Annotated in this window: 5 protein-coding genes; all 5 read left to right on the forward strand. The window is 39.0% G+C overall.

The genetic code is table 11. The features are described 5' to 3' along the window. Positions 1–2,639: hemagglutinin repeat-containing protein (locus tag DPV95_RS09345; protein WP_207974269.1), on the forward strand; the 2,639-nt coding region annotated here is incomplete at its 5' end. Further along, positions 2,623–3,066, forward strand: a complete 444-nt coding sequence (cdiI, locus tag DPV95_RS09350) for a ribonuclease toxin immunity protein CdiI (RefSeq protein WP_111406987.1) — start codon at positions 2,623–2,625, stop codon at positions 3,064–3,066. The genes DPV95_RS09345 and cdiI, both read left to right, overlap by 17 nt. 62 nt (positions 3,067–3,128) lie before the next feature. Further along, a complete protein-coding gene (locus tag DPV95_RS10455) occupies positions 3,129–3,299 on the forward strand; it encodes a hypothetical protein (protein WP_165818938.1) in 171 nt (56 codons plus the stop codon). A 346-nt stretch (positions 3,300–3,645) separates the two neighbouring features. Then, a complete protein-coding gene (locus DPV95_RS09355; protein WP_111406988.1) occupies positions 3,646–7,278 on the forward strand; it encodes a hemagglutinin repeat-containing protein in 3,633 nt (1,210 codons plus the stop codon). A 554-nt stretch (positions 7,279–7,832) separates the two neighbouring features. Further along, positions 7,833–16,112, forward strand: coding sequence for a two-partner secretion domain-containing protein (locus DPV95_RS09365; protein WP_111406989.1), 8,280 nt, complete (start codon positions 7,833–7,835; stop codon positions 16,110–16,112). Position 16,113 lies beyond the last annotated feature (1 nt).

Consider the following 16,113-nt stretch of genomic DNA (forward strand, 5'->3'; position numbering starts at 1 on the left):
GCGAAAGCCAAAGTATTAGTCATCAAAAATCAACCGTGAATACGGGGACATTTAATGCAAAAGCGCGCGATGAAAAACTCAGTTTTGAGGGCGTTGATGCGAATGCGAAATTGATGGCATTATCAGGTAAAAAAGGGATTGAGATAAAAGGCGTGAAAGACGAAGAGCATCAACGCACAGAAAATAAATCTGTAGGGGGAAGTGTAGGCGTCTTTGTTGGAACCAATGGTAATAGCTATGGAATTGGTATTGAGGGTTCGGTGAATGTGGCTAAGGGCAAGTCGAACTCAGATAGCGAACGTTGGCAAAATAGTCATTTTACTGCAGATAAAATCATCACGAATAGTGAGGAAGGCGGCTTAAACCTTGATGCGGCGAATCTCAAAGCAAAACGCTGGGAAGCGGACATTCAAAATCTCACTGTCACGAGCCGTCAAGATACAGAGAAATACGAATCCAAACAAACGAGTGCGAGTGCAAGTGGCTCGGTGGCGTATGGTTCAGGTGGTGGCGGCTCAGTGAGTGCATCATACAGTAAAGCGAAAGTGGATTATGCTCAAGTAAAAGAGCAAGCCGGCATTAGTGTGGGTGAGGATGGCATGGATGTCGCTGTTCATCACCACACGCAATTAAATGGTGCGATTATTGAAAGTGATGCTGATGCAAGTAAAAACCGCTTTAAAACCCAATCAATCTCGACAACAGATATTGAAAATAAAAGTGAGATTAAAACCGAAAGTGCAAGCATTAGTGCAGGCAGTGGTGGAGTGAATCCAATGCAGGCGCTTAGCAGTGCCTTGAGCTTGCTTGGCAATAGTCATGAAAGTGAACATAGCCAAACCAAATCAGCTATCAGTGGCAACATTCAGATAGAGACCGAAACACCGGAAAATCTGACCGCACTTTCACGTGACACAAAAAATGCGAATCAACGTGTTGAAAAGCAAGATTTACAAAAAGTGCAAGAACGTCAGGAAATGGCGAAAGTTATCGGTGAGATATCGGAGAATGCGATTAATATCGCCACCTATGAAGAGCGAGAGAAAATCAACAAGCTAGGGCTTGAGAAGTTTAAGCTGGAAGAGCAAGAAAAAGCGTTGAAGGGACAAGCGGGTAATGAACAACAGCTTGCCGCCATTAAGCAACAGCTGACAAGTGTTCAAACAGAAATCACAAAAACGCAAGATGAAATCGACCGCGCTTACGGCATTGGTAGTGAAAAAGGCATGGCGATTCGAGCGGTGACGGCAGCATTACAAGCAGCGGCACAAAACGATACCGCAGGCAGTCTTGTTGCACTGGCTTCACCTTATCTCAATCAAACCATCCACGAGATGACGGCGGGTGATACCGCAAAAGCCAAGGCGACGAATCTGATGGCGCATGCGCTGCTTTCTGCAGTGGAGTTCCAAGTGACAGGCAAAGACCCATTGACGGGCGCAATTGCAGGAGTGACAGGTGAAGCAACGGCTGAAATCATCGCGAGAGCTTATGGCAAACCGGTCAGTGAATTAACGGCAAATGAGAAGGAAAACATTAGCACGTTAAGTCAATTGGCAGGCGGATTGGCTGCAGCATTGACGGCGAAAGCAAATGGCACCCTAACGGAACAAGGAGGGAGTTTCCTTGCGGCAACTTCTGGAGCTGAGACGGCTAAAAGGGCGGTGGAGAATAATTACCTAAGTGTTGCAGATGTTGAGAATCTCATTCGGGAACTGAGTAAAGCACAAAAAGAAGGCCGTGATACTAAACCGATTTTAGAGAAATACGAAGGGATTAGTGAAGAAAACCGCCAGCAACTTATAGCGTGTAATGGTAATGTGGCTTGTGAAACGGCACATTTACATGAAATGAATACAGGGGCTGAAGAGCTTGAGAGAAATTTAGGGTTCTTTAGTCGTATGACGGTGTATTACCCAAATGATTTAAATACAGCAAATCGTATTGCACTATCTAATTTAGTTGAACGTGAAAATGCAGAAAGTTTTAGCAAGCTTTCAGATACAACGAAATTTGGTTTGAATTTGATGGAGGCTGGTACAGCAATAGGTCTGGGGGCAGTAGCAGGTTCTGCAAAAGCTGGATTAAGCAATGTTAAGAGCTTAATTAATGGAAAAAATAAAGCTTATCCGACTTCAGGAATGGATGGATATAAGCGTACTAATGTTGGGGATGAGGATTATCCAGAAGGCATTCATTTCAGTATGAATTTGAAAAATCACCTAATCCAAGGGGAAGGTATTAATCAACGAAGAGGTGTTGCTGGAGGACACAATAGAGAAAACTTCCTAAATACTCTTTCCCAGGGAGGCGGTCGAATCGTTAAGGAGGAATCAACAAATGTTGATGGTATTACTCGTATTCATTATGAAATTCCAAGATTAGGAAGAGACGGTAAACCTGATGGGACTTATAAAGCAATATCTAGCCCTAAAACGGTTTATGATCCTATCAAATTCTCAGATCATGAGATGCTTGAAATGGGGCAAAAGGCTGTAGCTAAAGGATATGTTAGTAGTGTTAAAGCAAGTAATAATTATTTAAAAAATTATCAAGATTCCCAGCAAATTAATGGGATAAAATTTCGTTATTATATTGATAAAGATACTAAAGGAGTAACAAATGTACACCCAGAATAGTATTCCCTTATATACAGCCAAAGGAGAAGATTCTCGTAGTCCTTTAAATTTTTTTTATGGTGGAACAGGTGGCTTAGATGAACCTGAGTTTAGTATAAAAAGCTACTTTAATATTGTTTATTATGAGGGAGATTTTTTAAAAGCTATTTATTCTGTTCTGGTAGAAAAGGATGGATTCTGTGAGGAGGGAGCAGATTGCTATTACCCTGATATGAATAGCCCATTTCCAGAAGATCACTTTGAAGGGGTAAGGTTTGAGATTGGAGGCTTATGTGATCCTAGATATCAGGTTCATGTATCTGAAGAAATCTGCTTTATGTATTTTAAAAAAGCATGTGAACGTTTTTTGGAATTACATCCTGAAAAAGAATATGCAGAGTTTATTTATGATATTTTAAATAATTGGGAACCATCAAAGATGAAATAAAAGTCAAAATTTATGTCTGTTTTTATAGGTAAGTTAATAATATAAGAGTGCTAGAAAAAATAATGGATATATTTAAATTTTTTGAAAATGTTGTTTATCCTAGGGTGATTGAAAAATTCGGAGTTGTTCAAGTTGATTTTGAGAAAGAGGGAGATTTTGGTTATTTAACTAGATTTGACTTATATTCAAATAAAAAACGACAACTATTGAGCTCTGGAGTAGTCATTGGGTAGGATTGGAAATATATAAATTAGAAAATAGGGATATAGATATTATATATAACAAAATGATTTCTCCTGAGGAAGTATCAGAAAAAGATTTTTTTGAATTTATGGAGGTTTTATTTAATGTGATTAGTGAAAATCTGTTTTTATAGCTTGGATATATCAAGAGCGGCTAATTTTTAAAGAGTTTTTGAACCTCTCAAAAATTGACCGCACTTTTTGTATTTTTAGAGCTGTTTATCTTTAAGCAAATCTTATAATTCCACATCCAACTTCGCGTAGTAACGCTACCAAGCGGAAAACAAGTCAAAATATTTTATCCGAAGGTGCACAGCTGGAGAGTGAAGCGAAGTTGATGGCTATCGCGGAAAACGACCTTGTGCTGAATGGCGCAAAAGAAAGCCGAGATTTTGAAGAGTTTCATAAAACGAAAAGCGGAAGCGTGGCGAAGGTAACGAAAACCAGCCTTGACCAACAACAATCCGTTACTCAAGTCGGCACACAGGTGAGTGGTAAAGACGTGGTTCTTTCAGCAGGTCATGATGTAAAGGCGAAAGGCATTCAGGCTATTGCGGATGATAATCTCCATGTTCAGTCTGGACATGATGTTGATATTGCAGCAGATACCAATCATTTCAAAAATAAGCGCGTGGAAACTAAGAAAACGTCAGGGGTATTCACAGGCGGTGGTATTGGCATTACCTTTGGTTCAAAATCAGAAAAACACGATTATGAGACAGAAGGTTGGACACAATCAGATGCACGTAGCACGCTAGGTTCAATGAATGGCAATATCACAGTGAGTGCGGGTAATCATACAAATGTTCTTGGTGCGGATATGATTACACCACGCACAAATCGAATTGATATTGAAGGCGCAAGTGTGAAGGTCGAAGCCGGAAAAGATATTATTGAAAGTAAAGAGGGGCATGAGTATAAACAATCAGGCGTGACGATTGCCTTGAGTACACCGGTGACCGATATGGCACAAGCGGCTTATAACAGTGTGAAGCGAGCCAAGCAGGTGAGCAATTCAAAACTTCAAGCGCTTTATGCCATGAAAGCCGGAGAAGAGGCTTTCATGGCTGCTCAAAATGTGAGTAAGGTAGCGGAAACCTTGGATGCCTTAAGAGCCGGTAATATGCAGAATACTGGGACGACATCCAGCCCAAGTGTGAAAATTAGTATTGGTTATGGCAGCCAAAAACAAACTCAAACCAGCGAAAGCCAAAGTATTAGTCATCAAAAATCAACCGTGAATACGGGGACATTTAATGCAAAAGCGCGCGATGAAAAACTCAGTTTTGAGGGCGTTGATGCGAATGCGAAATTGATGGCATTATCAGGTAAAAAAGGGATTGAGATAAAAGGCGTGAAAGACGAAGAGCATCAACGCACAGAAAATAAATCTGTAGGGGGAAGTGTAGGCGTCTTTGTTGGAACCAATGGTAATAGCTATGGAATTGGTATTGAGGGTTCGGTGAATGTGGCTAAGGGCAAGTCGAACTCAGATAGCGAACGTTGGCAAAATAGTCATTTTACTGCAGATAAAATCATCACGAATAGTGAGGAAGGCGGCTTAAACCTTGATGCGGCGAATCTCAAAGCAAAACGCTGGGAAGCGGACATTCAAAATCTCACTGTCACGAGCCGTCAAGATACAGAGAAATACGAATCCAAACAAACGGGTGCGAGTGCAAGTGGCTCGGTGGCGTATGGTTCAGGTGGCGGAGCTTCGGTGAGTGCATCATACAGTAAAGCGAAAGTGGATTATGCTCAAGTAAAAGAGCAAGCCGGTATTCGTGTGGGTGAGGATGGAATGGATGTTACCGTTCATCACCACACGCAATTAAATGGTGCGATTATTGAAAGTGATGCTGATGCAAGTAAAAACCGCTTTAAAACCCAATCAATCGCGACAACAGATATTGAAAATAAAAGTGAGATTAAAACCGAAAGTGCAAGTATTAGTGCAGGCAGTGGTGGTGTGAATCCAATGCAGGCGCTTAGCAGTGCGTTGAGCTTGCTTGGCAATAGTCATGAAAGTGAACATAGCCAAACCAAATCAGCCATCAGTGGCAACATTCAGATAGACACCGAAACACCGGAAAATCTAACCGCACTTTCACGGGATACCAAAAATGCGAATCAACGTGTTGAAAAGCAAGATTTACAAAAAGTACAAGAGCGCCAAGAAATGGCGAAAGTGATAGGCGACATCAGCAACAACGCGATTAATATTGCCACCTATGAAGAGCGTGAGAAAATCAACAAGCTAGGGCTTGAGAAGTTTAAGCTGGAAGAGCAAGAAAAAGCCTTGCAGGGACAAGCGGGTAATGAACAACAGCTTGCAGCCATTAAGCAACAGCTAACAAACGTTCAAACAGAAATTACGAAAACGCAAGGTGAAATCGACCGCACTTACGGCATAGGTAGTGAAAAGGGCATGGCGATTCGAGCAGTAACAGCAGCATTGCAAGCAGCGGCACAAAACGATACCGCAGGCAGTCTTGTTACTCTTGCTTCACCTTATCTCAACAAAACCATCCACGAGATGACGGCGGGTGACACGGCAAAAGACAAAGCTGCGAATCTAATGGCACATGCGCTGCTTTCTGCAGTGGAGTTTCAAGTGACAGGCAAAGACCCATTGACGGGGGCTGTGGCAGGGGTGACAGGAGAAGTGACTGCACAAATCCTTACGCAGGCAATCTATAATAAAACGCCAAATCAACTTACGGCAAATGAGAAGGAAAACATTAGCACGTTAAGTCAGTTGGCGGGCGGATTAGCTGCAGCATTGACAGCGAAAGCGAATGGCACCACAGCGGAACAAGAGGGGAGTTTCCTTGCGGCAACTTCTGGAGCAGAGACGGCTAAAAGGGCGGTGGAGAATAATTACCTTTCTAAGGATGATTGGGATAATTACCGCAGAGACCTTCAAAATTGCCAAGGAAATAAACAGTGTCAAATGGATATTAATAAAAAATATGCAAAACTTGACTCTGAAAAATATGCTGATTTAGTGGCAGCTTGTAAATTAGGCGGAAGTTCTTCTAAATGTCAAACAATGTCTGAAGAAGCTAGAGATGGTGTTGACTATGCTGTACAAGAATTTTATAAACCGATGTTTGATGGGCGTAATGAATTATGGTTAAGGCAGCGTATAGAGCAAGGTTATTCCGATAGTAAAAAAGAACCAAGTGTTGCACTTTTAGGTGATGAGTCACTTAATAATTTAAATGACATGGCTAAGAATCCTAAAGTTTTAAAAAAATTAAAATCTGATGAGAATTTACGGAAAGAATTTATTGATGCAGTTGATGAATCAACATTAGCAGTTAGGATGGAAAAAAGCAATGCGTATGAGTTTGGAGAAGGGCTTTCAAAGTACAAGAATTTGGTTGATCTTACTGATCTCACAGGTGGTTATAAATACTTTAACCGAGAAATTCCTCTCGAATCGGTATACCCTGAAACTTTCATTGCTCCTTTTGCCCTGAGGGGAGCGCAAGCAATATCTTCAGCTGAAGGATTAATTGTTCAAGGCACCTCAAAAGTATTGCCTAGAGTAGGCATGGTTGCAGAGAAATATCCTTTACTTTCTGAATTAGTTGTTTCTGGAGCTATAAATACAGGATATCAACTGTCATCAAAGAAAGAATTTAGTGGGGATGACTTATTAAAAGCAGAATTATCTACATTGTTCAATAGAAACAAATCTCTAGGTCAACAAACCGCAATTAATATTGGGCTTAATGTTATGGCTACAACAAAACCAGAGGATTATGGTTGGAATGCAATCAGTGCTGTTACTGGAACCTTAGGTTCAGCTGCGGTATCTAATGGATTATCGAAAGTAAATATATCGCCTTCAATAAATAAAATGATTGTTCCCACAGGTTCAGCTATTACAAGTGAATATTTAGGTGATGCAGAAAAACTGAAACAACACTACAGATTTCTCGAGGAAAAATATGCTAAATAAGCTTAGGAAAAATTTATGGTTTAGCAATCTAGTGTTATTTTCTCTTTTATATTTATTATTTATCTCTAGAGATATAATTTTCTCTCTATTTATATATTTTAAATTTAATGAGATATATTGGAATTCAGATACATTTAAAGAGGCGTTGACCCCAACACTAGCTATGTATTTACCTCTTGGATTTCTTGATTTTGCAATAAAATTTCATAGGAAAACCAAAGATAAAAAATATTAGGAATATATCAAGAATGGTTTATTTATAGGTTATTCTTTGTTTGATATTTAAACAGACTACAATTTAAAATACTGAAGTACAAAGTGCGGTCAATTTTCAAAGAGTTTTAAAACTTCTCGAAAATTGACCGCACTTTTACAAGTAAAACGTATCACGATAATATTAATAGCCTTGGTAGATGTGGCAGTATTTTTATAATTTAGAACCAGTCATGTAACAACCGGATTTAATGTGAGCTACCGTTTTTAATGCTTATGCTTTCAGATTAGTGAATGAATTAAAACTAAACAGAATTTAAAACTTTAAAGGAAATTAAAAAATGAATAAACGTCATTATAAAGTGATTTTTAGCCGTGTATTAAACCAGCTTGTAGTGGTATCTGAGTTGGCAAAATCTCAAGGTAAAGCACAAAGTGAAAATGTGAGTCCAGAACAAGCAAAAACAGGACTATTTTCAAGTACTCTTTCACTTAATCCTATCCATTTTAGCTTAATGTTGGCATTAGGCTTTGTCTTCTTATCACCTTCTGTTCATGCAGAAGATATGGCCATTCGTGCAGATAAATCTGCACCGGGTAATCAACAACCCACAGTACTTCAAACCGGCAATGGTTTACCGCAAGTGAATATTCAAACACCAAGTGCTGGTGGGGTATCACGTAACCAATATTCACAATTTGATGTGGCAGAGAAAGGTGCTGTGTTAAACAATGCTCGTAAAGCGGCACAAACACAAATGGCGGGCTGGGTGCAAGGTAACCCGAATCTTGCTCGCGGTGAAGCAAAAGTCATTCTTAACGAGGTGAACTCCGCTAATCCAAGCCGTTTAAAAGGTTATGTGGAAGTCGCAGGCAAAAAAGCAGATGTGGTGATTGCCAACCCTAGTGGTATCCAATGTGATGGCTGTGGTGTGATTAATGCTGGACGCACCACGCTGACAACCGGTAAAGCGGAAGTAGAAAATGGTGAGTTGAAAGGCTATCGCGTAAAAGGCGGTAAAGTGACTGTTGGTCAAAAAGGGATGGATAACAGCCAATCTGATTACACCGATATTATCGCGGAGAAAGCCGAAATCAAAGGTGGGGTTTGGTCGAAGAAAGGGATTAAAGTTACCACAGGTAAAAACAACGTTGACCGCACTAACGATTCAGTTGTGTACGTGGGTGATAAAAACACCGACAACACTGACCGCACTTCTGATACTCAAGGCGAAAACCAAAGCTACAGTGTGGATGTAAGCCAATTAGGTGGGATGTATGCTGAAAAAATCCATTTAGTGGATAACGGCCAAGGCCTTGGTGTACGCAATGCGGGACACATTGGTGCATCTGCTGGAAGCGTGAAAATCGATAGCCAAGGACGTATTGTTAATAGCGGTACGATTAGTGCAACACACCAAGCTGATCTTAATGCAGAAAAGGTTATTGAAAATAAAGGTAAAATTGAAACTAAACAGGGGAATGCTGTATTGCGTTCACAAACTCGAGTAGAGCAACATGGTTCAATTGTTTCTCGTCAAGGCGGCGTGTTATTACAAACTAAAGATAAGGTGACTCAAACCGGTGAAACTGTTGCTAAGGGCGATATTCAGTATCAGGCAAAAAATATTGAAGTAAAAAGTGGTGCTTTAGTTGCTGCTGGCGTTACGGTACAGGATACTACGCAAGGTGAGATTCGTTCTCTAGATACTCAACATGCACAAGGTGCAAATCTTACTCTTTCAGCTGAAAAGACCATTTCATCCAAAGCAAAACATCTAGCGAGTGGTGAGATTAATGTGAGAGCGGAAATGGTTGATTTATCTGATAGTCAATTAAGTGGAGATCGCATCGCTCTCCAATCTGCTCAATCAGCTTTAAATCTGAATAAAACAACGCTATATAGCGAAGGAAAAACAACATTAAGCAACCCAAATCTTATTTCAACTGAAAATGCACATTTGAATGCTGATCATTTTGTGGTGGATAGTGTTCAACTTAATAATCATCAGGGCAGTTGGATTCAACGTGGCGCCGAAGCTTTTGCATTAAATGTACAAAAGGGATTAGACAATACTGAAGGAAAAATTGTCGCAGAAGGTACGCTTTCTGTTCAAACGCCATTAATTCAAAATAATCAAGGTGTGATTTGGTCAAATCAAGGTGTGAAACTTAACACAAATGCAGGACATATAGAGTCTCAATCTGGTTATTTATTTGGAAAAAATAGTCTTGATATTAGTACTTCAACCTTGAATAACCAAAAAGGTGAAATGTTAGGTGGACAGGTTTTATTGGCTGCACAGCAAGTTAATAATGAGGAAGGGAAGTTAATTGTCGGAAATCGCGCAGATTTATCAGTTAATCAATTTAATAATCAGCGTGGTATTGTTTATAACCAAGGTGAACTATCATTAAAGACAGAAAATTTACACAACCAAGATGGCATTATTTCATCTGTTTCTCGTGCGACATTGCTTGCAAATGATTTAAATAACCTTAAAGGAGTGATTCAGGGAGAGTCTGATTTAACGATTCAAACCCAAAATTTGAATAATACACAAGGTGATATTTCAGCGAAAACAGCAGCGATTTCTTCTGCTGCAATAAATAATGCACAAGGTGTAATTTCATCTCAGGATTTAACATTATCTGGTACAAATTTAAATAACAAAGGTGGCATTGTTCAAAGTGTGAATGCAACATTAAATTTGACCAAGATGGATAACCAGTCTGAAGGTGATAAAGGCTCTTTGGTTAGTGCAACAAATCGTTTAGTGTTAAATGTTACAAATGTAAATAATAAAAATACAAAAGCTAAGCAAGATACTCCTACTCAAGGTATTCAAACAGCTAATTTAGTAATGGATGCAGAGCATATTGAAAACCAATCTGGTGGTATTTATGCAGGAAAATCAGCAAATATTACAGTTAATCAATCTCTTGATAATCAAAAAGGTGAGATTTTATCAACTGGTCGAGTTGATATTGTAAATCCAGATTTGACCTTAGTTGTAAATAATGCACTAGGGACAATTGAATCAGTGATTGGAACGACATTGCAAGCTAAAACATTAGTTGATGAGGGGTCAATTAGTACAAAAGGAGATTTGGGTATTGAGTTAAATGATAGCTTTACCCTAAATAAAGCCTTTGGTGTAGGTAATAATCTTACTTTTAAAACAAAAGGTGATTTTGTTAATAACTCCAACCTTGTGGTAGGTAATTCAGCATCAGTTGAAGGATCTACTATTCAAAATAGTGCTAATGCAGAAATTTCTTCAATAAATACACGTATTCAAACTAATAAGCTAAATAACTTTGGCTTAATTGATGGCGATACCACAGTGATTAAAGCCAATGATGTAAATAACATTGGTACGGCACGTATTTATGGAGGACACCTTGCAATTCAAGCAAACAATTTAAATAACCTTGAGAATGCTGACGGAACAGCGGCGACAATTGCTGCTCGTGAGAGACTTGATTTAGGTGTCGGTAATTTAGTAAACCGTAACCATTCACTTATTATGAGTTTAGGTAATATCTATATTGGTGGACAGTTAAATGAAAATAATCAAGCAACTGGTTACGCAAATAGTATTGATAACGGTAGTGCAACCATTGAAGCTTTAGGAAGTGGTTGGATTAAAACCCATCGTCTGCTAAACCACGATTTACATTTAAGGTTAGGACATAAATATACTAAAAATCATTTTGTTACGTATTCCCCGTTTGATAGCAGTGCGACTTATTATAGTAATGAAGGAGAAAAAGGTGAGGGCTATTTAGATCATGTTAATAATAGTCGTCATAATAGCAATCAATATTTTCGTTTCAATGATGGACGTAAAGCTGTGGCAGCTCAAAATTGGCTGAAACAAGATTACATTCGAACCACAGATACAAATACCATTGAACACCAAGATCCAGGTAAATTGCTTATTGGGCAGTCTTTACATTTGGAAGGGGGGGAGTATACGAATAAACACTCCCGAATTGTGATTGGTGACACCTTATATTTAGCGGATAAAGCGATTAAGGAATCCGTCAGTACAGTAAGCCAAGGATCACTAAAACTTGATAATATTGATGTTGATGGTGAAATTCATCGTCGAGATATCGGTTTGAAAACAGATATTAAAAAAGAACATCGTTATCATGGTGTGAGAGGTAAAAAAGTTTGGGCTGTGTATGGACGAAATAAACAAAAAATCGACCGCCTATTACCTGTCGAACCGTTTAAATTTGGGCTGGAACTTTTAAAAATAGGTGAGCCGGTGGAGTCTACTGGCACAACTGTTGGGGATAAATCAGATTTCCAAGGCATTTCATTAGCGGAGAAAACACCTTTAAATACAGATTTAAATGTTCACCGCGTTAACCTGGAAGCAATCACGTCTGGAGTGATGAAAAATAAAGATAACCTTGATATCAAAACGCATTTACCAGATATTTCATTGCCACAGGCAAGCCTTTACAAAATTAACCCAGTGCTATCTAGTCAATACCTAGTGGAAACTGATCCACGTTTTATTCAGAAATCTAAATGGCTAAGTTCTGATTATATGTTTAAACAGATTCATAGCGATCCGAAAAATATTCTGAAGCGTTTGGGTGACGGTTTTTATGAACAGCGTTTAGTAAATGAGCAAATCAATCAACTCACGGGCAGACGTTTCCTTCAAGGTTACTTATCTGATTATGAACAGTATAAAGCCTTGATGGATAATGGTGCGCAATATGCGAAGAAACTTAATTTGATCCCTGGCGTGGCATTAACGGCTGAGCAGATGAAACAACTCACCTCAGATATGGTATGGATGGTAAAACGTGAAGTAACGTTAAAAGATGGTTCGAAAAAAGAAGTACTTGCACCACAGGTTTATGTAGTGAGCCGTAATGCAGATATTGATAGTCGAGGCGCAGTGATTTCAGCCAACGATGTAATTGTCAATATTCAAGGCGACATTCAAAACAGTGGAGTTATTTCGGGGCGTAATTTGACCCATTTGGCGGCAAATAATATAGAAAACCTAGGCGGAAAATTGCAAGGGCGTGAGCTTTACTTAAAAGCGAAAGAAACTCTTAATAATCTCGGTGGAGAACTCAATGCAGAAGAGCGTTTAGTGGCTCAAGCTAAAAACATTAATATAGAAAGCCGCACGAGTGAAACCGAGGATACTGGCAATTTTTACCGCAAATCCCTTGTTCAGCAAGCCTCAATTAATGTGGGTAGAAAAGATGCAGCTGATAAGGGGCAAAAAGGCACTGCTCTTTTAATGGCAACGGAAAATATCACAGTAAAAGGCGCTAACTTTAATATTAAAGGTGATGCGGCATTGCAAGCGGGTGATAAATTAAATCTTGACACGATTGAAACCCAAAACAAAGAACATTATGTCTCTAACGCTGATAATTATTACAAGCTTGATCAAAAACAAGAAGTTGGCAGTCAGTTAAATGTCACTGGAAATCTTGATGCTGTGGGTAAAAGTGCGGTTGAAATGCGAGGCGTTTCTGTAACCAGTAATGGCACTATGAATGTGATGTCTGAGGGGAATATTAATATCCAAGAAGCCCGTTATAAAGAGCAGCTTTCTAGTGGTTCAAAAAGTAAATCTAGAGGTTTAACAAGCTCAACGACAGAAGTTTATCGACATAAACACGATTATGACGTTGCGGAAGCCTCAAATTTAGATGCAGATAAGATTTATCTTCATTCAAGCAAAGGTAATGTCACTATTCAGGGCTCAAATGTAGCAGCTGGTAATGGTTTGACGGTGAAGGCTAAAAACATTGATATTCGCGAAGCTGAGAACCGAGTCTACTCTGATGATTATTACAGCAAGAAAAAATCAGGCATATTGGGAGGTGGTATTGGAGTAACCTTTGGTTCTCAAAAACAAACCACAGAAAGTGATCAGACTAAGCTTTATGCGAAAGGTAGCCAAGTAGGTAGCTTGAACGGTAATACTACGATGATTGCGGAAAACACTTATACTCAAACTGCGAGTAAGGTGAGTGCAATCAAAGACGGCGATGTGAATATTCTGGCGAAAAAAGTCGATATTAAAGCTGCAGATGACAAATATGAAACCAATACCAAACAAAAATTTGAGCAAAAAGGTTTAACTATTGCTATTAGCTCTCCTGTTATTTCTGCTATTCAAGCAGTACAAGGGGCTATCGAATCCACTAAACAAGTTGGCGATAGTAAACATGACCGAGTGAATACTATGTCGGCAGCTAATGCTGGCTTTGAGGCTTATCGTGCCTACCAATCTGGAAAAAAAGCTGTAACCGATGTCAAAGATTTTATGAATGGTGAAGGGGATGTCGACTCCTTGATCGGTGTACAAATCACTTATGGTCAACAGAAGAGCGAATCTCACTCTCATACTGAAGGAAAAACAGCCTATAAATCCCAAGTTAATGCTGGCGGCAAAGTAAATATTATGGCGACAGGTGCAGGAAAGGATTCCAATATTAATATTGAAGGCTCAGATATCTCAGGCAAACAAGGCACAACATTGATTGCAGATAACCAAGTCAATATCAAAGCCACAGAACAAAACCACCAAGAACGTAGTACCAATAAATCAAGTGGTTTTAATGCAGGGGTAGCCATTAAAGTGAGTAATGGTGAGGCTGCCGGGGTTACTGTAGGGGGTAATTACGGGAAAGGCTACGGCAATGGTGATGAAACTACTTATGTTGCTAGCCATGTAGGTGATAGCCAAAGTAAAACTGTGGTTAAAGCAGGCGGAGATGTAACCCTTGCGGGCAGTCAAGTTAAAGGTAAAGGTGTCGAATTAGATGCAGAAAATCTGAAAATTGAAAGCTTGCAAGATAAATCTAGCTATCGCGGTAAGCAAATGAATGCAAGTGCTAGTGTGACAGTAGGCTACGGTTTTGCTGCGGGTGGTAGTTTCAATAAGTCGAAAGTTAATACAGACTATGCGAGTGTAAATGAACAGGCAGGAATTTTTGCAGGTAATGATGGCTATGATATCAATGTAAAAAATAAAGTTTCTTCTATTGGTGGCGCTATCATTTCAAGTGCACCAAAAGAGAAAAATCAAATGACAGCAGAAGATTTCGAATATTCAAATATTGAAAATTATTCTAATGCGAAATCATCTGCGATGGGATTGATGGGAGGTTTTTCTGTAGATCGTGATCAAACTTCTGATGAGGATAAAGCTTTAAATAAAATTTATCGTGGTGAGGATAGAAAGGGCGAAACCTTTGAACAGGCGAATCCAAATAAAGCAAATCAATCGCTGGTAAAATTTGGTTTAGGCACAGATGATGTTCATAGTACAGATTTATACGCTGCAGCAAAAATTGGTCTAGCTAATTTAGCGAGCAATAGAAGTCAAAGTGAAAATAATCAGAGTACAACTAATGCTGTGATTAGTGATGGTAACTTTAATATTGCGAGTACGCAGGGTAAACAGAATATTGAGACTATCAAGAAATCTACTGAGCAAGAAGTAAACAAACTTGAAAAAGTAGATCATGCGAAAATGCAAAAAGAGGTTGAGCAGGATGTTGCAACGATTCAAGCGTTTGCGAAGAATGTTGGTGGTGTTACGGATGAAGCTTATCGAACAATGTTTATCGCAGAACATCGGATGTTTACTCATAAAGTGGATGAAAAAGGAGATCTTATAAAGGATCCAGAAATTCTGAAGAAAATAGATGAAGAAGCTGATGCTAAAGGTGTAAATCGAAAAGAATACTATGATCAACAAGTAAGTAAAGGACGCAATATTTATCAATTGCATGAGTTGTCAGATCAAGAGCGTAATCAATTACAAAAAGTTACTTATACTGATCCCAAAACAGGGAAAACAGAGAGTAAATATGTCGTTGCATTTAATGGCATCTTTAATGATCATAATGCAGCAGCAAAATTTGCGGTACAAAACTACATTGCAGGCAGGGATGATAAAACAGGCAATATAGATCAAAAGGTATATAAAGATGTTTATTTTGTTCACCATCCTGAAGCGAAAAATGGTTTGTCAGAGCTCTTAGTGGCGGGTTATGAGAAAATGTTTGAAACTTCTTTTGGAAATCTATTAGGTATGGATAATTCAAGTTTACAAGCGATGAATATTATGAAGCAGTATGGTAAAGATGATTTATACCTTGGTTCTCATAGTCGTGGCACATTAACATTAAGTAATGCATTAAAAGCGCTAAATACGGAAGATAACCGAGCTAAAAAGTTACTTTCGGGTACAACAATTAAAATGGTTGGCCCTGCAGCAGATGTAACAAGAGCGGATGGTTATTTAAGTCAATTGCAAACGGGTAAAGAAAGAACGGTTTCTGATGGTTCAATTCGGATTGAGAATCATGCTAGTGACCCAGTAGGTAGTATGCCGATTTTATTGGGAGGAAACCCTGCAACAACATCTGAAAATAATCTGAATAAAAGCTGGTTACAGCGAACAGCAGATATGTTTAGTGATGAACGTTTATCCGTACATAATTGCCATGGCTTAGGGCAACGACAATGCGTTATTGATGGATATCGAACGAAGAGAGATCTTAAAATGGGTAATGAAAGAACTATTTTTGAATTAAATAAAGCGAAGGAGAAATAAA

Origin of the sequence: Haemophilus parainfluenzae, from assembly GCF_003252755.1 — a bacterium.
Taxonomy (GTDB): domain Bacteria; phylum Pseudomonadota; class Gammaproteobacteria; order Enterobacterales; family Pasteurellaceae; genus Haemophilus_D; species Haemophilus_D parainfluenzae_N.

What these genes read in the sequence shown, in the direction of transcription:
- DPV95_RS09355 (WP_111406988.1), top strand. Translation starts at nt 3,646, where the DNA reads ATGGCTATCGCGGAAAACGACCTTGTGCTGAATGGCGCAAAAGAAAGC.
- DPV95_RS09365 (WP_111406989.1), top strand. Translation starts at nt 7,833, where the DNA reads ATGAATAAACGTCATTATAAAGTGATTTTTAGCCGTGTATTAAACCAG.
- DPV95_RS10455 (WP_165818938.1), top strand. Translation starts at nt 3,129, where the DNA reads ATGGATATATTTAAATTTTTTGAAAATGTTGTTTATCCTAGGGTGATT.
- cdiI (WP_111406987.1), top strand. Translation starts at nt 2,623, where the DNA reads ATGTACACCCAGAATAGTATTCCCTTATATACAGCCAAAGGAGAAGAT.